This window comes from Endozoicomonas sp. ISHI1 (assembly GCF_024606225.1).
GTDB lineage: Bacteria > Pseudomonadota > Gammaproteobacteria > Pseudomonadales > Endozoicomonadaceae > Endozoicomonas_A.
Genome location: NZ_JAGRPU010000026.1, coordinates 1 through 25,790 on the forward strand (window position 1 = coordinate 1; position 25,790 = coordinate 25,790).

The following is a 25,790-nucleotide window of genomic DNA, read 5'->3' on the forward strand; positions in this document are numbered from 1 at the left end:
ATCATCTTCTGGATAATGGACTCTTTCATTTCTTTGGAGTAGCGAGTCATAACAGCCTCTTTTTGTATGCTCTCAATTATTGAGAGTCATGAATCAAAAGAGGCGACATCTATCCTGACACAGCGGGATTGTTTATTATTACTATTTGTAGTTGTATTTGTAATAACAGAAATAAGCGTAATCCTACTACTTGGTCTGCTGGTGGTTGCTGTGGATTCGATGTCAGTTGATTAAATTCATGACTCAGTTCATTTTGCAGTGTAGCCTGTTGCAAGTTGAGTGCTTGTATAGGTGGTTGGCTTTGAGGTTCACCATTTATGGCTGGTAATATTGCGATCAGTTTACATTGTATATTTACTATGTCATTTGCTTTTTTTATAAGTTTACAGAGACAGGCGCTGTTCTCTGGGTGAGAACACTCCTGTGCTTTTACAGTTTGGAAAAAAACTGGAAGAAATAGGAGGGCTGTAAATAATTTTATCACTTTGATTGTTTCCATAGATGAAAATAGAGTTCTGATTTAAGGTGTAATAAATGCATTCGATTCGTTCCGGGGCTGATTCCCTTTACCTGGCCTGACGAATTTTCGGCGCGAGCCTGAAGCGGAGGTGTTGAGTGGTAAACGAACACCAAGACTTCGAAGTTAGTTTATATATGATGGTAGTTTTTTTGAATCTAATGCTTGGTTTTCAAACCTGATCTGTTTTTTGTATGATTCGTACTCATCTTTTAAAATCAAAGTTTGTAAAAAATAACTAAATGCTTCTGTGTAATCTGAAGGATTCGCTGTTTTTTTGTGGAGTAAAATATCTTTAGATAAATCATCTAAATTCAAAGCTGAAATAAAAATTTCGATTTCAGACTCGCTCATGTTTTTTAATAAACTATCCCAGGTTGGCGCTATCCATACTAAACCGTTTCCATATTCTGGAAAGCCGGAATAACAACATTCTGAATTAAAATAGAAGGCTGAACCATCTATCATTTCACCAAATACATGCCATATGTTTTCATCACCTAATCTTATCCAAACATAGGAAATAACGAATTTTATGTTTTCTTTTGAAATTTTAACCAAAGGTTTGTACTCAATCATACCATGCATTGGCACGCCCCTTATGTGACCATTGATCTCCGGGTCGTCAAATTCATCTTCAGATTCACAGAACCAATGTGTAAACGCTCTATAGTCATGCCATCCTTGATCTTGATCTTCGCACTCTCGCCATAGAAAAGGCTCAATGTAGTCAAGGTTGAAAGCACTGATTCTATTGTACAAATCGTCTTCTATAAAGAGGCTAATGCTTTGATAAACCCCAATATCAAGAGCTTCCATTAGAGAAAAAATATCTTTAGCGGAAAAGTAACTTAGGATTAATGCCCTGAGTGTAGGTATGCTTAAAACTCGAAAAAAATCACCTGCATTAGCCTTTGTCGTTGCACTTAAAGTTAGAGCTAATAAAAGTATTGCGAATACAAAATATGATCGTATATGGATTAGCATTATCATTATCTCGGTTAAGTTGAGCGTTCGAGTATAGTCACTTAACGGGTGGTTGGGGTAAATTCTGCTCACCAGGGTTCCACCCGACACATCAAGGGTGAAGATTGACCCAGGCGTTATTCCTACTTAACAAAAGCTTCATCACTGTCATTGTTATTATTTTGTTCATAGTATTCAGGGAAATCTTCTCGATCCACTTGTTTCATTTGATCTAGTTGTTTCTGGAGCCATTGTTTAGAACGATCATAAATATCTTTCTCGGAGAGTTTTGGATCAGTCTTTCTGATAGAATTACCAATAATTCTAATTACTTCTTGCACTAATTGAGGACGTAAGTCATCAGGTACTCTATTTCTAAAAAGAGACTCGACATGCTCTGTTAATAACAAATCTTCATTTGTCACTACAAGACAGCCATCAGGTTGAGCACAAATTTTATAGGTGACTGCCAGAAATAATAGAGCTGCACGATTGGTCATCATTTCAATATTCAGTTTTAAAAGCTATATGTCGGACCGATAGTATAGGCATAACAAATGCCTTCTGCTCGTTTCAGGCTTCGACCTCATCCGAAGTGCCTTCCAAGTAAGGTGGAAGCAGGTGTTGACCTGCAGAAAAATCCTCAAAGTATCGCAGAACCGGTAAATAATATTCTTACTCCCGTCCCTCGGAACAGCTGCTGACCGGCACTTTTGAGAACCCCTGCCCTGAATTAGCTGGTCGATCATGCTGGGTATTTCTATCTTTCATGATCATTGGAAAAGTTCGGACCGTAGGCTATTGACCATACAGCTACTGAAGAGTTTTTATCTTCGCAATCGCTAAACCCAAAGGTTTTTCATAATATTCTTGGTAATGACTTAATATATCTTCAACAGTATGAAAATAGATATTAGAACCTCCTATTTTACCTATACAAACATTATCTCCAATATGAATAAATGTATGAACAAGTTCCTTGTTATTTAAAATTACAACAGTAATGAAATGATCCTTTATGTCTGAATCTTTTAGGGCTGTAAGGTGAGGGTAAAGTTTATCATGATATGATGTTGAATTGACCTCCATAAAAGTCACAAATTGAAAGCAGGTTGTTGGAGTTTTTTTACCTTTATAAAGGTCGCTAAAAGTTTTATTTCCTGGTAAACGATCTTCTAATTCTGGAGGTAAATCATCAAAAATATTTTTTAATCCTTGATTTATACATTTTATGAATCGTTCTTGCCATGAATTTGAAGGTTTGTAGTCGTGATTTCCATCTTGGGTTTTGATGTTAAAAGATATAACCTTTTTTGGCGTGTTGTCACCAATTATCTTAGCTAAATCATTATCTCTTTCATTACCATCGATGCAGTTAAAAAGATCATCTTCTATTTCAAATGGAAGATACTTTAATACCGCTTTCTTCTCCAGGCCACTTTCAAGTAACCCAGTAAAAATGCTGTCTCTTTTTTTAGATCTATCAATCTTGATAGAGACTAATGGCTCTACAGATTCCAAGGACATGCTATAGAACGCAGCCTCAGTTTTTTGTAAATCGCAAGCGTTCTGTTTGTTGGCCATGTCTGTTGTTGGGAACAATCCATGATTTGAAGTATTACTGATCGGTGTGCTCATGATTAGACTCCTTTTTTCTTTATCAATAGTGCTCAGAGTCGCCATCATGGTTAAAGTTCATAACATTGTGGGCAGTATGCATGACAATGGGCGGCAGTATAGCCCTCTGGGCTTCTGACGGCCAACGCTGGACGTGGTGTTATGTTCTTGGGCAAGTCTGTGCTATAACTCAGGTGTGTATGATCGGGATGCTTTAAAGACGATGAATTCTTTGGAAATAGCAGAGTCTTACTTCCAACTCTCAAACGACAGTAACTTTGATGAAATTACAAAGCTGTTTTGTGAAAGTTCTACCTACAAATCAGGAAATGGAGAGCTTTTTCTGGGAGTGAATGACATCATGTCTGTGCAGAGGCTTTATCATGGTATGTTTGCAAGGCTCGAGTGGAAAGTAATCAGCGTCACAGAAACCAAGCCTGGGATAGTTCATTTCAATTTTAACTTTGTGGGTGAAACTCACACTGGTGAGACAGTAGAGTATTCTGGTTTGGAAGATGTAGTCGTGTATGATGGTAGAATTCAGCACATCCAGATTCAACGCCTTTAAACCTTGCAGCCTCTTATAACAAGCCCATTACCTTGTTTCATAAGTAGTTTCTTCTATAATTGTCACGTCAGATTCTGGGTTTAGTACCAGAAAAGATACGTGAGTCTGTTTTATGAAAACACTAATTCCTTGTCTACTAATTATCATCCTTTCTCTTGCTGGTTGCAGTACGAATAGCTCGGACGAACTGGAGTCCGGACCTTTGGCTGGTTCTGATCGGGATGAGCATGGTTGCATTGGCTCTGCTGGCTATCTTTGGTGTGAGCGTACACACAGCTGTGAGAGGCCTTGGGAACTCGCCCGCAAAGCTGGATTTGAAAACTCCGAGAAGGGCTTTTTAAACTATTGCAACCAGCTTAATAGTCACTAAACATGAGCTTGAGCCGATTAAACGAACGGTTCAAATTAGATGGGGATATCATTTAATTGGTACCGGTGGGCGGACTCGAACCGCCACGCCCGCAAAGGCGGGGGATTTTGAATCCCCTATGTCTACCAATTCCATCACACCGGCACTGTTTTTCAGAACTGAGCTGTCCTGAGAAGATGTGGCGTAGTATACATAACCCCGTACCGTTTTCAACAGCCGTTCTGCGTTGAGTGTTGGGGGGCAGCGTTTCTGTTCGTATTCTCTTTATCTTCCTCATCGTGACTGAAGCAAACGTGTGTGGAATCTTGCCTGACAGGACCACAGTTTTGCAGTATATTGACGCGTTTTTTTAAGAAATGGCCCTGTTCAACCGGAGTTGTGTTTCGAACGGGTCGAGTTGCTTCTGGCTGTTTAGTCTTCTAGTACGAGACCACACACATAATTATGCGCGTCAGTGATTTTGATTTTGAGCTGCCCGACGAACAGATTGCCCGTTTTCCTGCCCGGGAGCGAACCGGTAGTCGACTGTTGCGGCTTGATGGTCCTACAGAAACCATTACCCATGGGCAGTTTGCCGATGTAGAAAATCTGATTGAGCCCGGCGATCTGCTGGTTATGAATAACACCCGGGTGATTCCTGCCAGATTGTTTGGCCGAAAGGAAACCGGTGGCAAGCTGGAAGTTCTGATAGAGCGTATTTTAGAGGAACGAAAAGTTTTAGCGCACGTTCGCTCCAGCAAAGCGCCAAAACCGGGCAGTCGTATCTTTCTGGCTGATGATTGCATTCAAGCTGAAGTGACGGGGCGACAGGGAGCGCTGTTTCTCATGGACTTTGATAAGCCTGTGCTGTCTCAGTTAAAGGAGCATGGTCATATGCCCCTTCCTCCCTATATTGATCGTGAAGATGGCAGTGCGGATCGCCTGAGGTATCAGACGGTGTTTGCTCAAAAAGACGGTGCTGTGGCAGCACCTACTGCTGGCCTGCATTTTGACGAGGCTATGTTGCAACGTCTGAAAGATAAAGGCGTTGAGCAAGCTTTTGTTACATTGCATGTAGGCTCTGGCACCTTTCAGCCAGTTCGGGTTGATAATATTGCTGACCATAAAATGCATTCTGAGTACATAGAAGTACCAGAAAAAGTCTGTGAGGCAGTCAAAGCAGCACGTGCCCGGGGGAATAAAGTGGTAGCAGTGGGGACCACGTCGGTACGTTCCCTGGAGTCGGCCTCCAGAGGCGGGGAAATCAGCCCCTTCTTCGGCGATACCGATATCTTTATTTTTCCGGGTTATGAATTCCGTTCCGTGGATGCCATGATCACGAACTTCCACCTTCCACAGTCAACATTACTAATGCTGGTCAGTGCGTTTTCAGGTAAAGACGCCATACTTCGGGCCTATAACGAGGCAGTGAAAGAAGGCTATCGATTCTTCAGTTATGGCGATGCCATGTGGCTGACCCGAAAAGCCTGAAAAAGAAAGTCGAACGTCGGGCTTGAAAAAGTCCGGACCCGTTCCCACTTTAAAAGCTGGTTAAATTTTGGAAATGAGTCAGATGAATGCAGTCTGCTGTGTCATCTGAATTGAGAGGCTCATGAGTAGAGAAGAGTGCTTCATGCAGTTCGAAGGTCTGGCCACTGATGGTGAAGCTCGGCGTGGACGGCTGACCTTTCCCCGCGGCTCGGTTGAAACGCCCTGTTTTATGCCCGTTGGCACCTACGGCACTGTTAAAGGCATGATGCCCAGGGATATTGCCGACACCGGAGCGGAGATCATTCTCGGGAATACGTTCCATCTGATGCTGCGTCCCGGTACCGAGATTATTCGAGAGCATGGGGATCTGCACGATTTCAATCAATGGCAGGGGCCAATTCTGACAGACTCGGGTGGTTTTCAGGTATTCAGCCTGGGAAAATTGCGCAAGATTACTGAAGAGGGGGTTTCATTCAAGTCGCCTGTGGATGGTTCCCCGGTATTCCTGAGTCCGGAAGTGTCCATGCAGGTTCAGCGTGAGCTGGGTTCTGATATTGTCATGATCTTTGATGAATGTACCGATGGCGAAGCCACAGAAAAAGAAGCAGAAGAGTCTATGGAGTTGTCTCTTCGCTGGGCAAAGCGATCCAGAGAGGCTCACGGCGACAGTCCTTCAGCCCTGTTTGGCATTATCCAGGGTGGTATGTTTGAGCATCTGCGTGATCGTTCCCTGGAGGGGCTGACCGAGATCGGCTTTGATGGTTATGCCATTGGTGGTCTTTCTGTGGGTGAAACCAAGGAAGACATGATGCGCATTCTGTCACACATCACCAATAAAGTTCCTGAAGGCCATCCCCGTTACCTGATGGGTGTGGGCAAGCCAGAGGATATTGTTGAAGCCGTGCGTCGTGGGGTGGATATGTTTGACTGTGTGATGCCGACCCGAAATGCCCGAAATGGTCATCTCTTTGTGGATGAGGGTGTCATTAAAATTCGCAACGCCGTTCATAAGCGGGATAACCGGCCATTGGAAGAAAGTTGCGACTGCTATACTTGCCAGAATTTCAGTCGCTCCTATCTGCATCATCTGGACAAATGTGGTGAGATTTTGGGTTCTATGCTCAATACAATCCACAATCTTCGCTACTACCAGAGGGTCATGACAGGTTTGCGAGACGCCATTGAACAAGGTAAATTGGATAACTTTGTCGAAGAGTTCTACCAAAAGCGTGGTCAACCAGTACCGTTATTGTGAGGTGGGTACGGCCCTGTTTTTGTTGTAACGGAATTTAACTGTGTATTGTTTTTAAGGAGTATCTGAATGATCCCATTCATCAGTCCGGCATTTGCTGAAGCGGCTGGCTCAGCCCCTGCGGGTCCTGGCATGTACGGTCAGCTGATCATGCTGGGAGGTTTTGTACTGATTTTCTGGTTGTTGATCTGGCGCCCGCAGTCCAAGCGTGCCAAGGAACACAAAAACCTGCTCAGCAACCTGTCTAAGGGGGATGAGGTCGTCACCACTGGTGGTATCGTTGGCAAGGTCATGAACACTACGGATGAGTTTATTACCCTTAAGGTTGCCGAGAATATCGAGCTGAATTTCCAAAAATCTTCAGTGGCTGCTTCTCTGCCCAAGGGTACTATTAAAGCCATTCAGTAGCAGCCATGAGCTAATTAAGAGCCATGTTTTAAAGAAATAATTTTTCTGCATCGCCGATGATGAAAAATTTTTCATGATAAAAAGCGCGACCGGAAATCGAGGATGGTTTCCGGTTATTTCTGGAGAAACGGACTTTGCCTGAGTATCAGGGAGAGTTTTTGTTCCTTGAACAGGCTCCTGATCCAGGCATTTAATATATAGAACAGGAACCGGTGGGCCATGCTCAATCGATATCCGCTGTGGAAGTACCTGCTGATTGCAATCATCGTTGCCCTTGGCTTTGTGTACGCTCTGCCCAACTTGTACCCCGATGATCCTGCTATTCAGATATCGGGCGCCAGTTCAACAGAAACCATGAATGCTGGTGTGCAGGGTAAGGCACAAGAAGCGCTGACCAAGGCCAATATTGAGGTCAAGGCCAGTGATAACAAAAATGATGCCTTGTTGATTCGACTGAAGCATGCTGATCAACAGCAGTTGGCTAAGTCGGTGATTAAGGATGCGCTGGGCGATGATTATATTGTAGCGCTCAATCTGGCACCGACGACACCGGAATGGCTGACTTCTATGGGGGCTTATCCCATGAAACTGGGTCTGGATTTGTCCGGCGGTGTGCACTTCCAACTGGAGGTAGATACGGAGCGGGCCGTTAAGACCAAGCTGGATATTTCCAATACCGAAATTCGCACGCTGCTGCGCAAGGAAAGACTGCGCTATCGCACTATGCCTGAGCGTGCTGACGGTGCCCGCCAACTGGCATTTCTGGATGAAGCGACTCGTGACAAAGCCGAGCGTCTTATCAAGCGTGAGTTTCCTGATCTGCTGGTAGAGGCAGAAGATCTGGGAGAGCGTCATGCTGTTTCCTATCGTTATTCCGAACAGTACATCCGTGAACTGGAAGATTATGCGGTTAAGCAAAACCTGACGACGGTTCGAAACCGTGTTAACGAGCTGGGTGTTTCTGAGCCTCTGGTGCAGCGTCAGGGACGAAACAGTATCGTTGTTGAGCTTCCCGGTGTTCAGGATACCGCAGAAGCCAAGCGTATTCTCGGTAAAACCGCTAACCTTGAGTTCCGTCTTGAGGCGCTGCCCAATGCTCCCCAAAGCACTACAGAGACGTTCGATTATCAGGGGCGCACCGTTAATCTGGAGCGCGACATTATTATTACCGGTGAGCGTGTTTCCAGTGCCCAGTCCAACTTTGATACCGAAAGTGGACAGCCTCAGGTAAACATTAGTCTGGACAGTACCGGCGGTAAGAAGATGAATAACGCCACCCGGAATAATATCGGGCGCAGCATGGCGGTCATCTTCATTGAGCAGAAGCCTGTGACCCGAAGTGAGACCCGTGAAATTGACGGAAAATCTGTCAAGGTTAAGGTGCCTGGTTTCCGTGAAGAAAAACGAGTGATCAGTCTGGCCACTATTCAGTCAGCGCTGGGTAACCAGTTCCGTATTACCGGCCTTGATTCGTCCAGTGAAGCCTCTGAGCTGGCTTTGTTGCTCAGAGCAGGTTCACTGGCAGCGCCTATGTACTTTGTGGAAGAGCGCACAGTCGGTCCAAGCCTGGGTGCCGAGAATATTAAAATGGGGCTGGACTCTACTCTGATGGGGCTTGGTCTGGTCGTTATGTTCATGGTGGTGGTCTACCGGGTGTTTGGTTTGCTGGCGAATATTGCCCTGACCATAAACCTGATGTTGCTGATTGCTGTCATGAGTATCTTTGGCGCTACCCTGACCATGCCTGGTATTGCCGGTATCGTTCTGACGCTGGGTATGGCAGTGGATGCCAACGTGCTGGTGTTCTCGCGTATTCGGGAAGAGATTAAGCTGGGGCGTCCGGTGCAGCGTGCGATTCATGATGGTTATGACCGTGCTTTTGTATCGATCTTTGACGGTAATATTACCACGCTTTTGGTGGGCCTCATTCTCTTTGCCGTCGGAACCGGTCCAATCAAGGGCTTCGCTGTGACTCTGTCTATCGGTATCGTCACATCCATGTTCACCGCGATTATGGTGACCCGCTCACTGGTGAATCTGGTGTACGGCGGTCGTCGTGATCTGAAGAAACTGAGCATCTGAGGTGGTCTCAATGGCAGATAAGAAAGCAGCCCAGAGCGATAAAGTAGCCCTGAGCTATAAAACCATTAATTTTATGAAGTTGCGAACCTACGCAACCATTCTTTCCGTTGTCATGATCGTGGGCTCCCTGGCTTCTCTGGCTACCAAGGGAATCAACTGGGGGCTGGATTTTACGGGGGGTACCCTGATTGAGCTGGTTTATGATCAGCCAGCGAACACGGAAGAGATTCGTAACCAGCTGGGTGAGGCCGGTTATAGTGATGCCGTTGTTCAGGAGTTCGGTTCTGTGCGTGATATTCTGGTTCGTATCCCCGGTGATGATCCGGCTCTGGGTCATAATATTGCCAAGCTTCTGGACCAGAATCACGATGGTAGTGTTGTCGTCAAGCGAGTAGAGTTTGTTGGTCCTCAGGTGGGTGAGCGACTGAGAGAGCAGGGGGGGCTGGGTATGTTGATGGCCCTGGGGCTGGTGATGCTTTATATCGCTTTCCGATTCCAGTTCAAGTTCTCTGTTGGTGCCGTTCTGGCGCTGACTCATGACACTATTATTGTCTTGGGGTTGTTCTCCTTTCTGCAGTTGCAGTTTGACCTCACAGTTCTGGCGGCGATACTGGCGGTCATTGGTTACTCCTTGAACGATACCATTATTGTGTACGACAGAATTCGTGAAAACTTCAGGAAACTGCGAAAGGGGGGTGCTGATGAAATCATCAATGTATCCCTGACCCAGACACTGGGTAGGACATTGGCCACTTCTGGTACAACCTTGATGGTGTTGCTCTCACTTTTCCTGTTTGGTGGAGAGATGATCAATGGTTTTGCCACAGCCCTGATTGTGGGTATTGGTGTGGGTACTTATTCCTCCATCTATATTGCGTCTAACCTGCTGATTTACATGAAGATCAGTCGTGAAGACTTGATTGTTCCTGTTAAGGAAGACGATGCTGATCACAGACCCTGATGGTTGTCTTTATCAAGTCTTTTTATGGAGACTCCTGTTAGCCTGATGAAAAACCGGCCTGTAAAAAGGTCGGTTTTTTTGTGGTGCGCCAAGTATGGCGCTGTTCGAGTATGCGTGTTGGCGGCTGGATGGCTTCGAGCTGAAAGTCCACTATCAGACCGGCAGCATTTGCTCTTTTTCTCGGGCATTGATGCTCATAGGAACCGAATTAGCGTTTGGGGCGTTATCTGCAACTGTCTGCCTGTGGGCGAAATGGTCGGGACGCCAGATGATGGATGGAGCGATGATCGTGGTCAGCTCTATTGTGGTGGGCTTTCATTCAGATAGGAGTAGTTTGTGATTTAATAAATCAGTGATTCTCCCATGTTGAGGTGTCAGTATGCTGAGTCAGAATAATACTGCTCTGGTCATTGTTGATGTTCAAGGTAAGCTTGCCACATTGATGTATAAGCAGGAAAAAATGCATGATGCGCTGGTGAAAATGATCAAAGGGGCTCAAAAGCTTGAGTTGCCTGTTTTCTGGCTGGAGCAGCTGCCCGAAAAACTTGGACGAACGACTCCCGAGGTTGCCGATGAGTTGGAAGGTGTCTCTCCTATAGCTAAGGCATCATTCAGTGCCTGTGGGCAGAAGACGTTTATGGACTCGCTCAAGGCTTCAGGAAAAACACAAATTCTGTTGGCAGGTATTGAGGCTCACATATGTGTCTATCAAACGGCTCTGGATTTAATGGCTTCGGGTTATGAAGTTGAAGTAGTGGTAGATGCGACATCCTCCAGATCAGAGCATAGCAAGCGACTGGCGTTAGACAAGTTGGCGCGCATGGGGGTTGAGATGACCAATGTTGAAATGTCACTGTTTGAACTGATGAGAACAGCAAAGTGCGATGTTTTTCGAGATGTGGCTAAACTGGTGAAGTGATTTTGCCTCACAAGTGAGCCCTACCCCAAGAAGGGTAAGGCTCTGGTAGATCAGCGTCCCATATTGTCATGGGCAAATGGGCGAATGCGCTGCAGTACTTCTTTGAAGCACTTGGGGTTGGCGGCGACGACCTGCCCCTTGTCAAGGAAGTCGTGTCTACCGTTAAAATCGCTGCACAGACCGCCGGCTTCCTGAATCAGCAGTATGCCGGCCGCCATATCGTATTTCTGCAGGCCGAATTCCCAGAAAGCATCCAGACGGCCGCAGGCCACGTAGGCCAGATCCAGTGCGGCAGCACCAGCACGACGAATGCCAGCTGTATCGCCCAGCAGGGAGCGCATCATGTTCAGGTAGCCATCCAGATGGTTCAGGTGGTTGCCCGAGAATGGAATGCCAGTACCGATTAAAGCGCCTTCAAGGCTCTTGCGACTGCTCACGCGAATGCGTTTGCTGTTCAGTGTGGCGCCTTGTCCACGGCTGGCACAAAATGCTTCGTCGCGAATGGGGTCGAGCACAACAGCGTGTTCAATGCGGCCACGGAACTGACAGGCGATGGAAATAGCAAAAGTAGGAATGCCACGGATGAAGTTGGTAGTGCCGTCCAGTGGATCAATGATCCAGAGGTAGTCCTTGCCTTCATCTTTTCCTTCAATAATTCCGGACTCTTCGCCAAAGAATCCGTGGTCGGGGTACGCCTTCTTTAAAGCGCCTATAATGACTTTCTCGGAAGCTTTGTCTACTTCAGTGACAAAGTCGTTCCGGTCTTTTGCCTGCACCTTGAGGCTCTCGAGGTCCTGGTGGGCGTGAAGGATAATTTCGGCGGCTGAGCGAGCTGCTCGCAAGGCCATATTCACCATGGGTTGCATAGGCTGGACTACGTCTGACTGTGAAAGATCAAAATGCTGACCGAGGGGGTCGGCAGCCTGGTACTGGTACAGACTGGTTTCCTTCTCCGGAATCATAAAGCTCCGGTTGCTGGGCCAGTGACTGGGAAAACAGGCGGTGGAGTATAGCAGTGTTATTTGTGGTTAGGAACCTTTCGATGTGTTTCTGTGCAGTATCTGTTTAACGATGATGCTCAGGATGAGGGTACGGGTTGTTATCAGTTTTTCGGTTACGGCTAATAGAGACTTCGCTCTCGTGGCTGTCAGTCATTGTTTGGGTTACACTCCCCGATTGGATTGTTTGCATCATAAAATTCGTCCGCTACAAAATTTGGATGCGTTTTATGGTTCTTGATGAGCTTTTGGCTCCTTTTGTGGTTCAAACGAGATATTCCCCAGTGAGTGACGCAGTCGCAATTGAGCCATTGGTGCTCGACAATATTTCCATTATTCTGATCAATACCACTCATCCGGGTAATATCGGAGCGGCGGCAAGGGCTATGAAGACCATGGGGCTCAGCAAGCTGGTGTTGGTAGAGCCGCAGGAATTTCCCTCAGGTAAGGCTGATGCACTGGCATCCGGAGCTGATGATCTGCTGGTCAATGCCCGAGTGGTCAGGACTTTGGAAGAGGCGGTGGCGGACTGCCACTTTGTGGTAGGTACCAGTGCCAGAGTCAGAGGGGTGTCACTGCCTCTTGTGGATCCACGTGCCTGTGCTAACCAGATTCTTTGTGAAGCAAGTTCAGGGGATATTGCTCTGGTTTTTGGCAGGGAAGATCGTGGAATGACTAATGAAGAGTTACAGATGTGTCATCTACAGGTGCATGTCCCCACCAATCCAGATTTTAGCTCTCTGAACCTCGGAGCCGCTGTTCAGGTGATGACTTATGAATTAAGAATGGCATGGCTGGCCATCACCCGGGGCGAGGTGCCGCTGCCTTCACCGAGAACCCATGATCTGGCATCTCAGGATGATGTGGAGCGTTTCTATGAACATTTGTATAAGACGCTGGTACAAATTGGCTTTCTTGAGCACAGCAGTCATGAGAAGATCATGGCTAAGCTCAGGCGGATGTACGGTCGCATTCGTCCAGACCGCGTCGAGCTGAGTATTCTGAGAGGTATTTTGTCAGAGACCGGAAAGTTTGCCGGTTGTGGTGATAGGGCCGGAAATATTCAAAAGAAGTAAGAGTGAAGATTCAAAAATAACAGTAGTTACTAGATAACAAGTGACGTATTGACCCATGCTAAAACGTTTAAAAGAAGACATAAGAACGGTCATGGAGCGTGATCCGGCTGCTCGGAGCACCTTTGAGGTTCTTACCAACTATCCGGGGCTTCATGCTTTGTTGTTGCATCGTGCAGCGCATAAGATCTGGAAATCTGGTTTCTGTTGGTTGGGTCGGTCACTGTCTACATTCAGTCGCTGGTTGACCGGCGTAGAAATACATCCTGGTGCCAGCATTGGTCGACGCTTCTTCATAGATCATGGGATGGGCGTGGTGATCGGTGAGACAGCCATCATTCATGATGATGTGACTCTTTACCATGGTGTGACGCTGGGAGGAACTTCACCCAACAGGGGGAAAAAACACCCTTCCAATCAGGGTAAACGTCACCCGACGCTTATGCGGGGTGTTGTGGTCGGTGCTGGTGCCAAGGTGCTCGGTCCCTTTGTTGTGGGCGCAAATGCCAAAATTGGTTCTAATTCAGTGGTAGTCCGTGAAGTGCCTGAAGGTGCGACCGTGGTGGGCATACCGGGGCGTATCGTCAAAAAGCGCGAAGAAGTGGACAGTCGGCGCCAGAAAATGGCTGAAAAAATTGGTTTTGATGCTTACGCAGTTACCGAAGATATGCCCGACCCTACGGCAAATGCAATATCTGTCATGTTGGATCATATGCAGGCAGTGGATGGCCGTATAGAGGCACTCTGTAGCACACTTAGGGAGCTTGGGCTTGATTGCGGTGACAAGCAGCTGCCTGAATTAAGGGAAGAAGACTTTGCCAGCGTCAAATCCGATACCGAAGATGAGGCTTTCTCGACCCCATAATTTGCTTGGACGCAGAGCGCTGCTTGTATACAATAGCGTCGGCTTATAGGTCGCAGCACTTTTGTAGCACCCTTGAGTCGCATTTCTGGATGGTTGGGCAGTTGATTATTAAGCTAAATCGACTGCTTTAAAATTCCTGACTTAGTCTCTGTTTGATTCTTTTCTAATCCTTCCTGCTTTGGCTGGTTTAAGGCTAAAAGGGGGCTTTCACGCTATTATTTATAATACTTGACTAAATTACTAGGGTATTCCATAATCCGCACGAATACTGATCCTGTCGTGGTTTCTATACGTATGCAGGGTGAAGCGGCTGTCGGGACAGGCAGCAAATCAGTAGATCGGATTCTTTAGATAACACCGGCTCATGTCGGCTAGTTCGGAGATGGTGCCAGCATGCGATTAACAACGAAGGGGCGTTATGCCGTAACCGCTATGTTGGATCTGGCCCTTCATGCTGATGAAGGTACGGTGGCACTGGCTGATATTTCCGATCGCCAGGGTATTTCTCTGTCCTATCTGGAGCAGCTGTTCTCTCGTCTCCGTCGGGAAGATCTGGTCTGCAGTGTTCGGGGGCCCGGAGGCGGTTACCGCCTGAGTCGTGATATGGATGAAATCTATGTGGCAGAAGTGATTGACGCAGTTAATGAATCGGTCGATGCCACACGATGTCATGGCAGTGGTTCCTGTCAGAAGGGAGCTAAATGCCTTACCCATGATCTCTGGCATGATCTCAGCCAGCAAATCCACGAATTCCTTAGTGGTATCAGTCTTGCTGATCTCGTTGCCAGACGTGAAATTCAGAGTGTTGCAATCCGTCAGGATGAGCAGCAGGGACTGAAAAACAAGAGCGCGATCAATAGCCTTCTTTGATGAGGGGATGTTATTTGATCGCAGGGACAAACAGCCTTGAGCGACTCGGGCATCACGAATGCCCGAGAGCCTGGAGATGTACGGGATGAAACTACCTATATACCTGGATTATTCAGCAACAACACCGTGTGATCCCCGCGTTGCTGACAAGATGAGTCAATGTCTGCTATCTGAAGGCAATTTCGGTAATCCTGCATCCCGTTCACATGTATTTGGCTGGAAGGCGGAAGAAGCAGTTGAAAATGCTCGCAGGCAGGTTGCAGACCTATTGAATGCTGACCCCCGTGAAATTGTCTGGACTTCAGGTGCTACTGAGTCTGATAACCTGGCTATTAAAGGTGTGGCGCACTTCTACAGCAAAAAAGGCAAGCACATCATTACTTCCAGGATTGAGCACAAAGCGGTCCTGGATGCCTGCCGTCAGTTGGAGCGTGAAGGCTATGAGGTGACCTACCTTGAACCAGACTCTGAAGGCATGATTACCACCGGGCAGGTCAGTGATGCCTTGCGCGAAGACACCATTCTGGTCAGTCTCATGCATGTCAATAATGAGATTGGTGTGGTTACTGATATCGCAGCCATTGGTGAAATCACCCGTGCTAACAAGGTTCTGTTTCACGTAGATGCCTCCCAGAGTGCTGGCAAGCTTCCAATTGATCTGAGTAGCCTCAAAGTGGATCTGATGTCTTTATCTGCTCACAAAATGTATGGTCCTAAAGGTGTGGGTGTTTTGTACGTACGTCGCAAGCCGCGTGTTCGTATTGAGGCTCAAATTCATGGTGGCGGTCATGAACGTGGTATGCGTTCAGGTACTCTTCCTACTCATCAGCTTGTGGGTATGGGTGAGGCCTGTCGTATCGCCAGGGAAGAGATGGGTGCTGACAACGAGCACAGCCTGAAACTCCGTCAGCGTTTTCTGAACAGTATTTCAGACATGGAAGAAGTGCATGTCAACGGCAGCCTTGAGCACCGCGTTGCTGGTAATCTCAACATCAGCTTTGCCTTCGTAGAGGGTGAGTCTCTGATTATGTCCCTGAAAGATCTTGCTGTTTCTTCCGGATCGGCCTGTACTTCAGCCAGTCTGGAGCCGTCTTATGTGTTGCGCGCACTGGGCGTCAGCGATGAACTGGCACACAGTTCACTGCGTTTCAGCTTTGGTCGTTTCACAACGGCTGAAGAAGTGGATTATGCTGTCGCCCAGGTGAGAGAGGCTGTAGAAAAACTGCGTGAGCTGTCGCCTCTGTGGGACATGTACAAAGATGGCGTAGATCTGAGTACTGTTCAGTGGGTAGCACATTAATATCGAACCGGGTGGGAGGAAAATATCATGGCATACAGTGAAAAAGTAATCGATCACTACGAGAATCCCCGAAACGTCGGCAAGCTTGACGACAAATCTGATAAGGTCGGTACCGGGATGGTCGGAGCACCTGCCTGTGGCGATGTAATGCGTCTTCAGATTCAGGTCAGCGACGAGGGTGTGATTGAAGATGCCCGTTTTAAAACCTACGGGTGTGGCTCTGCTATTGCCTCCAGCTCTCTGGCAACAGAGTGGATGAAAGGCAAGACGCTGGATCAGGCATCGGAAATCAAAAACACGGATATTGCCGAAGAGTTGGCGCTCCCTCCTGTGAAGATACACTGTTCAGTACTGGCTGAGGATGCGATCAAGGCTGCAATCGACGATTATCGTACCAAGCACGGCGAGTCTTAAGGTTAATGGTATTCCATTGGCCTATTGGATTTATGTATTGAGTTGGAGTATTTCATGGCGATCACCATGACAGAGGCCGCAGCCCGGCATGTAAGGGGTCAACTGAAGAAGCGCGGCAGGGGGCTTGGCATCCGTGTTGCGGTGCGAACTTCTGGCTGCTCGGGCATGGCTTATGTGCTGGAGTTCGTGGATGAAACAGCTATAGACGAGTTGTCTTTTGAAAGTAAGGGCGTCAACATATACTCCGATCAGAAAAGTCTGGTCTACCTTGATGGCACTGAGCTTGATTTTGTCAGGGAAGGTTTAAATGAAGGCTTTCAGTTCAACAACCCCAATGCATCCAGTGAATGCGGTTGTGGTGAGAGCTTCAACGTTTGAACGCTCGCTTACAGTGATATCCATGCAGTCTGAACCCACCCCTTTTTGAATGCATTGAAGAGTCTTTCATCACTCAGGTGGCGAAGGGCTTTTTGTCATTGGAAGGTGAGCATAATAAAGGTTGCGTAATAAATAGGTTTCGGGATTTCAGGCATTTTATTTGCCCATATAATTCCGACCTCTACTCATTTGGAATGTCTGGTATCGTGGTCGATTTAACTAAGAATTTTTTCGAGCTGTTTCAATTGCCTGTCGGATTTCAAGTCGATCAGGCGTTATTATCCGAACGATATCGTGAATTGCAAAAGTCTGTTCATCCTGACCGGTTTGCTGGTGAAGATGAGCGTCAGCAAAGGTTGGCGGTTCAGTACGCAGCCTATGTTAACGAAGGGCTCGAAACACTGAAGTCGCCTCTCAATCGTTCTCTTTACTTGCTGGAACTCGCTGGGCGACCCGTTGATCTTGAAAATAATACGGTTATGGATACGATCTTTCTGATGGAGCAGATGGAGCTGAGAGAAGCTGTCAGCGAAATTCGTGAACATCAGGATCCTGAATCTGAACTAGAGCGGCTGATGGCACAGGTGAATCAAATTATGGCAGATTATCAAAGCGAATTTGCCTCTCTCTGGCAAAAGGGGGGTGAGGCTTCTCTGGAGCAGGCTGCGGCTGTCGTTCAAAAAATGCAATTCATGGTGAAGCTGTCTGCCGAAATGGAGCAGTTGGAAGCCGAGCTTCTGGGTGATTGAGAATCGAATATGGCACTTCTTCAGATATCTGAGCCCGGGCTGGCTCCGGAGCCTCATCAGCAAAAACGCGCAGTAGGCATTGATCTGGGAACTACCAACTCTCTGGTAGCGACGGTTCGATCCGGCTCTGTGGAAACATTACCTGATCATGATGGTTATCATATCCTGCCCTCAGTCGTTCGATACGCAGAACAGGGAGTTGAGGTTGGGCTGGCAGCTAAAGCTCACGTGATAGATGATTCACTGAATACTATTGTCTCAATTAAACGACTGATGGGGCGTGGTCTTGAAGATGTCAATACACTGGGTGAGGTGATGCCTTATCACTTCGGCCGGTCAGAAAGCAGTATGCCTCTTATAGAAACCCGTCGTGGTGCTGTCAGTCCGGTTGAAGTGTCTGCTGAAATTCTTCGTTCATTGGCGCAGCGTGCCAGTGAAAGCCTGGGGGGTGAGTTGGATGGTGCGGTCATTACCGTACCTGCCTATTTTGATGATGCACAACGGCAGGCGACTAAATATGCAGCCAAGCTGGCCGGGTTACACGTATATCGGCTTTTGAATGAGCCTACAGCAGCAGCTGTTGCCTACGGTCTGGATGTCGGGTCTGAAGGAGTTATTGCTGTCTTCGATCTCGGTGGTGGTACCTTCGATATCTCTGTACTCAGGCTTAAGAAAGGCGTGTTTGAAGTCATGGCTACGGGGGGGGATTCGGCACTGGGTGGTGATGATTTTGACAAAGCGGTTGCACGTTGGATTCTGGAGTCTGCTTCTGTGTCTGAAACGGATCTTGATAGTGGTAGTTACAGGTCGGTAATGACTGAGGCCTGCAGGGTCAAAGAGTTCCTGACTGATTCAGATAGCGTATCAGTTGCCTTTGCCGGCTGGCAGGGTGAACTGAGCCGTGTTCAGTTTAACGAGCTGGTAAAGCCACTGGTTTCTAAAACCATCAGAGCGTTCAAGCGAGCCTTGCGTGATGCAGGTGTTAAGGCTGCTGATATTCATGAAGTGGTTATGGTAGGTGGTTCTACTCGTGTGCCTTTTGTTCGTGAATCTGTGGCCGAATTTACTGGCAAGAAACCACTGACGTCTATTGATCCGGATCGGGTTGTTGCAATGGGTGCTGCACAACAGGCTAATGTGTTGGCAGGGAATAAGTCTGCTGAAGAAATGTTGCTGCTGGATGTAATTCCTCTGTCGCTCGGTTTGGAAACCATGGGTGGACTGATGGAAAAAGTCATTCACAGGAATACGACTATTCCAGTCAGTAGGGCTCAGGAATTTACCACTTACAAAGAGGGCCAGACAGCAATGGCCATTCAGGTTCTGCAAGGTGAGCGAGAGCTGGTGAGTGATAACCGTTCGCTGGCGCATTTCGAATTGCGCGGTATTCCCCCAATGCCTGCGGGTGCTGCCAAGATTCGTGTGACTTTCCAGGTTGATGCAGATGGTCTGCTGGATGTATCCGCGGAAGAAATGGCTACGGGTGTCAGAAGTAGTGTGCAGGTCAAGCCTTCCTTCGGTCTGACCGATGATGAAATCGCTCGTATGCTGAAAGAGTCCATGAGCAGTGCTGTCGAAGACCGTGATGCCAGAAAACTGCGGGAGCAGGAAGTAGAGGCTGATCGTTTAACACAAGCTTTGGTAACGGCACTCGAGGCTGATGGGCGTGAACTGCTGAGTGAAGATGAATTTAACCGACTGGTGGCTGACCTTGAAAGCCTGGGCGCTGTGAGGCGTCAGGGCGATGCAGAGGCCATCAAGCTCGAAATTGAACGTATCAGCAAGGCCAGTGATGAGTTTGCTGCCCGGCGTATGAATTCTGGCATACGAAAGGCACTCTCGGGCCATAAGATTGACGAATTCAAGGAGTCCTGAACATGCCACAAATCGTATTTCTGCCTCATGATGAAATCTGCCCGGAAGGGGCCGTGATTGAGGCTGAGGCGGGAATGACCGTATGCGATGCGGCTCTGGCTAATGGCATTGAAATTGAACATGCCTGCGAAAAGTCCTGTGCCTGTACGACCTGTCATGTGGTTGTCCGTGAAGGCTTTGACAGTATGGAGGAGGCGGATGAGCTGGAAGAAGATCTGCTCGACAAAGCCTGGGGTCTGGAGCCTGAGTCTCGCTTGAGCTGTCAGGCGGTGGTGGCTGAAGAGAATCTGGTGGTGGAAATACCCATGTACACGCTTAACCAGGTGTCAGAAAAGCATTGAGCCTGCTGTGCTTTCGATTGAGAGACTCTTATGAGTCTCTTTCTCTCTGCTGATTAGGTCACCGGATATAAGGTAGAAAGATTATGAGGTGGACAGACATCTTCGACATTGCTACTGAGCTGGCTGATGCGCACCCGGATGTTGATCCGAAATTTGTTAATTTTGTTGATCTGAGAGCGTGGGTGATGGCTCTGGAAGATTTTGATGATGATCCGGCGCGTTGTGGAGAAAAGATTTTGGAAGCTATTCAGGCGGCCTGGATTGAAGAGCTTGAGTGATCAGTCTGACTGGCAGGATCAATGAGAACCTTGCAGTCATCATTGATCTTTTTTCTTTCAGTTAACGGTAGTTAAGGGTTTCAGGGTGAAGTATTTGCCCTATAAAGAGTATTCTCCCTGTGTCCTTATGTCGCAAAATATAAAGAAATGGTCTGTTAAAATTAATTTTGATATTTCTTCTGATGCCATCGACAAAGCACGTTTGAGTGATTGCTGAAGCTTCAGTCCCCAATTCATTGACTTTTATGGCGCAGTTTTGTTGAATGCCGGACAAGAAGATCCCTTTTGAGGAGCCGACTAGCATGCCTCCTAAAGTCACCCTACCTTGTTGAAATAAGCATTCCAGGCCCGTGTTTCTCAACACAGAACTCAACTCAGTTCCAGAGTAGCTTTCAAAGGCAGGTAAAGTAAGATCTATTTCTGGCACAGCTTGCAGTGACGCAAGTAAATTGGCCATTATTTCAGGAGATGCCGTTGAGAGTGCTGTTCCTTCCGGTGGCAAAACCAGTACCATTTCATAGTTTCCACGGTAGGGAACCGTTACTGCTTGCCACTCATTTTGGATAGCGTACCCTGTGTGTCGTATCTCTTGATGTAAAACTCTTCTGAGGTGTACATTTGTACCGTTTTCCAGAGTAAAGAGTCCTCCTCCGTTTTTACGATAGAAAGGTTGCTTCCACAGCCCTCTGAAGTAAACAGAATTTATGAGAATGAGTGCGGTCTCTGTGTTCCATTGATTGGCACTGCAAAAAGATCGAATCATGCCATGGGTTAAATAGCAGAACTCTTGATTAAGCTGTTCAGCGAGTGCTTTTAAGGATGGCCTGTTGCGGAAGTCAATGTTGTCATGAATAGCCGTGCTCATCTTTTCGGCTTCCCTGCGATAGGAATCCTGAAGCTGGTACCGGGAGGCTAATAATAAAGCGTTGCCGGCAGTGTAAACCACGCTTTGCCCTGGACTGGCACCTGGTGCTTCTGTTGTGGAAGAGGAGGGAGAATTCCTTTCCAAAAATTTTGCCAGTAACTCCTGAGTAGTGTCGGAGGCGCCCGCGAGTAAAGCCGACAGAGCCTGAAAGAGACTGTCAGGGGAAAAAATAAAATTTGAATCTGGCTGCGCTTGCGCTGCCAACATAAAAAGCCGCATCACCCATTTTAATTGTTGGGAGTGTTGTGTTTCTGGTTGAGCTGGCGGGTCAGCAGGTGCCGGGTGGCAGATTGGGCAGACTAGAAAATCATCATCATTATAAACATTCTTGCACTTCTGGCATACATGAGGGGTAGCCTGAAGGGGAGTTGATGTTGATACAAAGAAAAATAATAACAGTGTAAGCCGGATTGCCCCGTATCCAGAAGAGCGTCTGGTTATCCTGTCTGTTAAAGTCATATTTATCCTTGTCATGTTAAGTTATTCAGAAGCCAAGACAATTGCTAATTACCCTGCACTCCCGCGAGTGCGTTAGAATTGTAGTTGCTCATTGAGAACACTGCTGATAATTGGCATGGAATATCCGGGGTGACATTGTCTTGAAATTCGATGACCTGAATTTGGTTTCGACTTGTATGATTTTGTGCGGATAAAACTGACACTGAGATAGTGATCGTTTACAATGCCATCCAAGCTTCCCCAATGACTGGAGGTAGCGCATTGAATTATAAACTTGACCTGTAATGGGCCAATAGAAGAACGTTTGGAGAGTGTAATGGCCGTAGAGCGCACTTTGTCAATTATCAAGCCTGACGCTGTTGCTAAAAATGTCATCGGCGAAATTTTTAGCCGCTTTGAAAAAGCTGGCCTCAAAGTTGTTGGAACCCGCATGGTTCAGCTGAGCAAAGAGAAGGCAGAAGGTTTTTATGCTGAGCATAAAGAGCGTCCTTTCTTTAACGATCTGGTGTCTTTCATGACCTCGGGCCCTGTTGTTGTATCGGTTCTGGAAGGCGAAAACGCTGTTGCTCATCACCGTGAGCTTATGGGAGCTACCAATCCGGCTGAAGCCGCTGCCGGGACTATCCGTGCTGATTTTGCTCAGACTATTGATGAAAATGCAGTGCATGGTTCGGATTCTCCGGCTTCTGCTGCCAGAGAAGTGTCCTACTTCTTTGAAGATGCAGACGTTTGTCCTCGTACTCGATAATGACATAACGGGGTATTCATGCTGTCCCCTGAAATCAGGGTTCAGGTGTGCCCCGTATTTTTATCTATGAAAATGCCGTGGCTATTGTGGTTTAATGGCGCACATGTTTTTTCGTGAATCATTTTTCATTAACTCAATGTCGGCCTCCCACAGTCTCTCATCGCAGTTAATGAGAATGCAGCCATTTCAGGAGTGTATTTCATTCCGGGCGAGGAATAATGCGTGCCCGTCCTATGGCTGTCGTGCGTCATGTAACGCTCATGGCTTTTTGAGGTATTAACAATGTCAGAGTTGATCACCGTAAGTGCTGAGGCCGGTGAGGTTCAGAACGAATTCGTCAACTTGTTGGATCTGTCCCGCAATAAGATGGTGGATTTTTTTCTCAGCATAGGTGAAAAGAAGTTTCGTGCCGAGCAGATGCTCAAGTGGATTCATCATTTTGGCATCGATAACTTTGATGAAATGACCAATATCAGCAAAACCCTCAAACAAAAGCTGAAAGAGGTGGCTGAAATTCGTGGTCCCCAAGTTGTCAGTAGCCAGTTTTCTGAAGATGGCACCTGCAAGTGGGTAGTCAGAGTCACTTCGGGCAGCTGTGTTGAAACAGTTTATATCCCGGACGGAAAGCGTGGCACCCTGTGTGTATCTTCCCAGGCAGGCTGTTCACTGGATTGCAGCTTCTGCTCAACCGGCAAGCAGGGTTTTAACTCCGACCTTACTGTGGCCGAAATTATCGGTCAGGTCTGGATTGCTGCGCGTCACTTTAATAATGTCCCCGCAAAGAAAGATCGTTCTATCACCAACGTCGTAATGATGGGGATGGGCGAGCCTTTGATGAACTTTGATAATGTGGTCGACGCCATGAATCTGATGATGGACGACCTCGGTTATGGTCTGTCCAAGCGCAGGGTGACGCTGAGCACCTCGGGTGTTGTTCCTGCGCTGCGTAAATTGGGTGAAGTGACTGATGTATCTCTGGCTGTCTCACTTCATGCTCCTAATGACGAATTGAGGAATGTGCTGGTTCCGATCAACCGCAAGTATCCACTGTCAGAATTGCTGGATGCGATCGATCAATACATGAGCGGGCTTCCTGACAAACGTGTCGTAACCATTGAGTACACGCTACTGGCCGGAGTGAATGATCAGCCTGAGCATGCGGCCCAACTGATTCAGTTGTTGAAAAACGTCCCCTGTAAAATCAACCTGATCCCCTTTAATCCGTTCCCGCATTCCGGTTACCAACGCCCCAGCAATAATGCTGTACGTCGCTTTCAGGAACAACTGCAGGAAGCTGGCTTTAATGTGACTGTGCGCAGGACTCGTGGTGACGATATTGACGCTGCCTGTGGTCAGCTGGTGGGGCAGGTTGCTGACAAAACACGAAGAAGTGAACGCTATATCACTGCTCGCCAGGTGAATGCCAGCTGATTAGAGTATCCGGTTGTCAATTCATTGGCTTTGATAACAGCTTGTTTGAGCTGAAAGTTACGATAGTTGGGGGCAAATTTCTGTGGCCTTGGCTATCCCGGTTCACTTACTATGTTCAAAATAATTAAAAAACGGGGAAAAGCATGATCGCAAAACTGAGAATCAGTGCAGTTTTGTTCAGTATCATCCTGAGTGGCTGTGTGACAAGCGGTGGGCCTGAGCCCGTCAATGAAAACGAAGCTGTCCGTAGCTACCTGGAACTGGCCAGAGGATATGTGCAACAGGGCTTAACCGAGAAAGCAGTTAAGCCTATCAACCGGGCGTTGGAGATCCAGCCTCGATCAGCTGATGCTTATGGCATGTTGGGGCTGGTTTATCAGCTTCAGGGAGAGGCAAGTCTAGCTGAAAAATCCTTCAAGGAAGCTCTTTCCCTGAATTCTGATTCTTCTGAAATTCATAATAACTTCGGTGTTTTTCTCTTCAGTCAGAACCGTCTGAGCGAAGCCTACCGCGAATTTGAGAAGGCCGCTGATGACGTTCGGTACAGTAGCCGAAGTCGAGCTTATGAAAATCTGGGGTTGGTGGCATTAAGACAAGGCCGCTTAACCCTGGCTGCGGAGCATTTTGACAAGGCTCTGAAACTGAACAGTAATTTACCCCGTGCAAGTCTGGAATTAGCAGCAATACTTGAGAAGCAGGGCCAGTTTCGTGAAGCCTGGAAGCACTATCAGGTCTTTACCCGTCTTTCCCGTCAGAATGAGCGATCCCTGAGACTGGGGGTTCGTTTGGCCAGAATCAATGGTGATCAGGATGCCGCAGCCAGTTATTCTTTGCAATTAGGGCGCTTATTCCCTTCTTCCACTGGAGAGGGAGTGCGGAGTAGAAGCAGTTATGAATACTGATGAGCAAAACAGTGAGGAAGGTCTGGAGGCGGATGCTGATCATTCTCCGGGCCGGTTACTTCAATCTGGAAGGCATAAAGCAGGACTTTCAGTGGAGGAAGTTGCAGATCGACTGAAAGTACCAGAGTCGTATATTCTGGCCATAGAGAGTAATGAGTTTGAGGCGTTGCCAGGCTTGGTTTTTGCCCGGGGATACGTCAGATCTTATGCCCGGGTTCTTGAACTGGATGGCAATGAGCTGGTGGATCACTTTGATCGTTTCACTGGGCACAGAGGTTCAGAAACTACTCACCTTAAAGCGGGCACTTCTTTGATAAGCCGGCGTCCGATGTCTCCTTTGCTTGCCTGGGGCGCGAGCCTTCTCACCGTTATTCTGGTGGGCGCGGGCAGTTATTATGAATGGAATTTGGACGACCCTTCTGTTTCCCCGTCGGGAGTGAATTCCCGGCAACAGGCTCCCGTTCTTATTGAGCCTGAAGCAGAATTAGAAAAGGACGTTCTACCTGCTGTTGCCCATGACAGTGAAGAATCTGTTAGTCAGTCTCAAGGTTCTCTTTCGGAAACTGATGGCGCTTTTCCCGAAGTTGAGAATGCCCTTCCTGAAGCCGTTAGCCCCCCTCCTGAAGTTGAAGGCGCCGTTCCTGAAGCTAACGGCTCTCCCTACGAAGCAGATGGCTCTCTGGTCAGTCTGGCTGTTGAGTTTGCAGAGGACTGTTGGATCCAGATCAAGGATATGAGTGGTCATGACCTCTATACCGATGTTCACAGAGCGGGTTCTAATCTGAGGCTCGAAGTGCCTTCTTCCGTTCAGGTCCGTTTTGGCAATGTTAAAGGTGTGGCGGATCTCAAGTTTGATGGCAAAAAAGTCGCGATCAAGGCACCTGAGCCCGGCCGCAGGGTAGCAAGCCTGGTATTGGAAGCGGGCTGATTAAGATACGGATTCCGTGACGAACCTATCTGTCATGTACTCGGGGCTCCGGAAAAGTTATAGTTGACGCTTTTGCGTTGGAATAAGCATTTTTGAGCAATTGTTGCCGGTCTGTAGTAACACTTC

At 47.5% G+C, this 25,790-nt stretch carries 27 protein-coding genes and 1 tRNA gene; 22 read left to right on the plus strand and 6 right to left on the minus strand.

The features are described 5' to 3' along the window. Positions 1-643: 643 nt before the first annotated feature. From KBW69_RS15860 to KBW69_RS15870, 3 genes are all read right to left on the minus strand, one after another. A complete protein-coding gene (locus KBW69_RS15860) occupies positions 644-1,504 on the minus strand; it encodes a hypothetical protein (protein WP_257281477.1) in 861 nt (286 codons plus the stop codon). A gap of 122 nt (positions 1,505-1,626) precedes the next feature. Then, complete coding sequence (locus tag KBW69_RS15865) at positions 1,627-1,986, minus strand: hypothetical protein (RefSeq protein ID WP_257281478.1); 360 nt, start codon at positions 1,984-1,986, stop codon at positions 1,627-1,629. A 310-nt stretch (positions 1,987-2,296) separates the two neighbouring features. After that, on the minus strand, positions 2,297-3,121 hold the full coding sequence (locus tag KBW69_RS15870; protein WP_257281479.1) for a hypothetical protein: 825 nt from the start codon (positions 3,119-3,121) through the stop codon (positions 2,297-2,299). Between the two features lie 202 nt (positions 3,122-3,323). Between KBW69_RS15870 and KBW69_RS15875 the strand changes: the two genes are divergently transcribed. Beyond that, positions 3,324-3,668, plus strand: coding sequence for a hypothetical protein (locus KBW69_RS15875; protein WP_257281480.1), 345 nt, complete (start codon positions 3,324-3,326; stop codon positions 3,666-3,668). Positions 3,669-4,095: 427 nt separating this feature from the next. On the opposite strand, the gene KBW69_RS15880 is transcribed toward KBW69_RS15875, so the two are convergent. After that, positions 4,096-4,182, minus strand: a tRNA-Leu gene (locus KBW69_RS15880). A 300-nt stretch (positions 4,183-4,482) separates the two neighbouring features. Here KBW69_RS15880 and queA point away from each other — a divergent pair. The 7 genes from queA (at position 4,483) to KBW69_RS15915 (ending at position 11,130) form a co-directional block, all read left to right on the plus strand. Continuing rightward, positions 4,483-5,508 carry a tRNA preQ1(34) S-adenosylmethionine ribosyltransferase-isomerase QueA gene (gene queA, locus KBW69_RS15885; RefSeq protein ID WP_257281481.1) on the plus strand — a complete coding sequence of 342 codons (1,026 nt, stop codon included), beginning with the start codon at positions 4,483-4,485 and terminating at the stop codon, positions 5,506-5,508. A gap of 142 nt (positions 5,509-5,650) precedes the next feature. Then, a complete protein-coding gene (gene tgt, locus KBW69_RS15890) occupies positions 5,651-6,763 on the plus strand; it encodes a tRNA guanosine(34) transglycosylase Tgt (RefSeq protein WP_257281533.1) in 1,113 nt (370 codons plus the stop codon). Positions 6,764-6,829: 66 nt separating this feature from the next. Beyond that, on the plus strand, positions 6,830-7,168 hold the full coding sequence (gene yajC / locus KBW69_RS15895) for a preprotein translocase subunit YajC (RefSeq protein WP_257276090.1): 339 nt from the start codon (positions 6,830-6,832) through the stop codon (positions 7,166-7,168). A gap of 219 nt (positions 7,169-7,387) precedes the next feature. Then, positions 7,388-9,250 carry a protein translocase subunit SecD gene (gene secD, locus KBW69_RS15900; protein ID WP_257276091.1) on the plus strand — a complete coding sequence of 621 codons (1,863 nt, stop codon included), beginning with the start codon at positions 7,388-7,390 and terminating at the stop codon, positions 9,248-9,250. A 10-nt stretch (positions 9,251-9,260) separates the two neighbouring features. Next, positions 9,261-10,211 carry a protein translocase subunit SecF gene (secF, locus tag KBW69_RS15905; protein ID WP_257276092.1) on the plus strand — a complete coding sequence of 317 codons (951 nt, stop codon included), beginning with the start codon at positions 9,261-9,263 and terminating at the stop codon, positions 10,209-10,211. Between the two features lie 94 nt (positions 10,212-10,305). Further along, the gene (locus KBW69_RS15910; protein ID WP_257276093.1) at positions 10,306-10,551 is read left to right on the plus strand and encodes a hypothetical protein; all 246 of its coding nucleotides are present in this window, start codon (positions 10,306-10,308) and stop codon (positions 10,549-10,551) included. 39 nt (positions 10,552-10,590) lie between these two features. Next, positions 10,591-11,130 carry an isochorismatase family protein gene (locus KBW69_RS15915; RefSeq protein ID WP_257276094.1) on the plus strand — a complete coding sequence of 180 codons (540 nt, stop codon included), beginning with the start codon at positions 10,591-10,593 and terminating at the stop codon, positions 11,128-11,130. A 50-nt stretch (positions 11,131-11,180) separates the two neighbouring features. On the opposite strand, the gene KBW69_RS15920 is transcribed toward KBW69_RS15915, so the two are convergent. Next, on the minus strand, positions 11,181-12,092 hold the full coding sequence (locus tag KBW69_RS15920; RefSeq protein ID WP_373690705.1) for an inositol monophosphatase: 912 nt from the start codon (positions 12,090-12,092) through the stop codon (positions 11,181-11,183). 320 nt (positions 12,093-12,412) lie between these two features. Between KBW69_RS15920 and trmJ the strand changes: the two genes are divergently transcribed. From trmJ to iscX, 10 genes are all read left to right on the plus strand, one after another. Further along, positions 12,413-13,204 carry a tRNA (cytosine(32)/uridine(32)-2'-O)-methyltransferase TrmJ gene (gene trmJ, locus KBW69_RS15925; RefSeq protein WP_257276095.1) on the plus strand — a complete coding sequence of 264 codons (792 nt, stop codon included), beginning with the start codon at positions 12,413-12,415 and terminating at the stop codon, positions 13,202-13,204. 55 nt (positions 13,205-13,259) lie between these two features. Further along, positions 13,260-14,066: a serine O-acetyltransferase gene (gene cysE, locus KBW69_RS15930; protein ID WP_257281482.1), complete on the plus strand. Its 807-nt coding sequence runs from the start codon at positions 13,260-13,262 to the stop codon at positions 14,064-14,066. Between the two features lie 393 nt (positions 14,067-14,459). Beyond that, positions 14,460-14,936: a Fe-S cluster assembly transcriptional regulator IscR gene (iscR, locus tag KBW69_RS15935; protein ID WP_257281483.1), complete on the plus strand. Its 477-nt coding sequence runs from the start codon at positions 14,460-14,462 to the stop codon at positions 14,934-14,936. Positions 14,937-15,021: 85 nt separating this feature from the next. Further along, entirely contained in the window at positions 15,022-16,236 is a 1,215-nt protein-coding gene (locus KBW69_RS15940) for an IscS subfamily cysteine desulfurase (protein ID WP_257281484.1), read from the plus strand. Positions 16,237-16,263: 27 nt separating this feature from the next. Then, positions 16,264-16,650 carry a Fe-S cluster assembly scaffold IscU gene (iscU, locus tag KBW69_RS15945; RefSeq protein WP_257281485.1) on the plus strand — a complete coding sequence of 129 codons (387 nt, stop codon included), beginning with the start codon at positions 16,264-16,266 and terminating at the stop codon, positions 16,648-16,650. A gap of 54 nt (positions 16,651-16,704) precedes the next feature. Continuing rightward, entirely contained in the window at positions 16,705-17,028 is a 324-nt protein-coding gene (gene iscA, locus KBW69_RS15950; protein ID WP_257281486.1) for an iron-sulfur cluster assembly protein IscA, read from the plus strand. 245 nt (positions 17,029-17,273) lie between these two features. Next, complete coding sequence (gene hscB / locus KBW69_RS15955; RefSeq protein ID WP_257281487.1) at positions 17,274-17,777, plus strand: Fe-S protein assembly co-chaperone HscB; 504 nt, start codon at positions 17,274-17,276, stop codon at positions 17,775-17,777. A gap of 9 nt (positions 17,778-17,786) precedes the next feature. Then, entirely contained in the window at positions 17,787-19,652 is a 1,866-nt protein-coding gene (gene hscA, locus KBW69_RS15960; RefSeq protein WP_257281488.1) for a Fe-S protein assembly chaperone HscA, read from the plus strand. Positions 19,653-19,654: 2 nt separating this feature from the next. Beyond that, on the plus strand, positions 19,655-19,993 hold the full coding sequence (fdx, locus tag KBW69_RS15965) for an ISC system 2Fe-2S type ferredoxin (RefSeq protein WP_257281489.1): 339 nt from the start codon (positions 19,655-19,657) through the stop codon (positions 19,991-19,993). 83 nt (positions 19,994-20,076) lie between these two features. Then, entirely contained in the window at positions 20,077-20,271 is a 195-nt protein-coding gene (gene iscX / locus KBW69_RS15970) for a Fe-S cluster assembly protein IscX (RefSeq protein WP_257281490.1), read from the plus strand. A gap of 61 nt (positions 20,272-20,332) precedes the next feature. Here the strand turns inward: iscX and KBW69_RS15975 are convergent, their stop codons facing one another. Then, a complete protein-coding gene (locus KBW69_RS15975; RefSeq protein WP_306674571.1) occupies positions 20,333-21,670 on the minus strand; it encodes a serpin family protein in 1,338 nt (445 codons plus the stop codon). 301 nt (positions 21,671-21,971) lie between these two features. Here KBW69_RS15975 and ndk point away from each other — a divergent pair, with 301 nt between their 5' ends. The 4 genes from ndk (at position 21,972) to KBW69_RS15995 (ending at position 25,664) form a co-directional block, all read left to right on the plus strand. Further along, entirely contained in the window at positions 21,972-22,403 is a 432-nt protein-coding gene (ndk, locus tag KBW69_RS15980; RefSeq protein WP_257281491.1) for a nucleoside-diphosphate kinase, read from the plus strand. Positions 22,404-22,685: 282 nt separating this feature from the next. Then, on the plus strand, positions 22,686-23,834 hold the full coding sequence (rlmN, locus tag KBW69_RS15985) for a 23S rRNA (adenine(2503)-C(2))-methyltransferase RlmN (protein WP_257281492.1): 1,149 nt from the start codon (positions 22,686-22,688) through the stop codon (positions 23,832-23,834). Positions 23,835-23,977: 143 nt separating this feature from the next. Further along, positions 23,978-24,736 carry a type IV pilus biogenesis/stability protein PilW gene (gene pilW / locus KBW69_RS15990; RefSeq protein WP_257281493.1) on the plus strand — a complete coding sequence of 253 codons (759 nt, stop codon included), beginning with the start codon at positions 23,978-23,980 and terminating at the stop codon, positions 24,734-24,736. Beyond that, positions 24,726-25,664: a helix-turn-helix domain-containing protein gene (locus KBW69_RS15995; RefSeq protein ID WP_257281494.1), complete on the plus strand. Its 939-nt coding sequence runs from the start codon at positions 24,726-24,728 to the stop codon at positions 25,662-25,664. Before pilW ends, KBW69_RS15995 begins: the two co-directional genes overlap by 11 nt. The last annotated feature ends 126 nt before the right edge of the window (positions 25,665-25,790 follow it).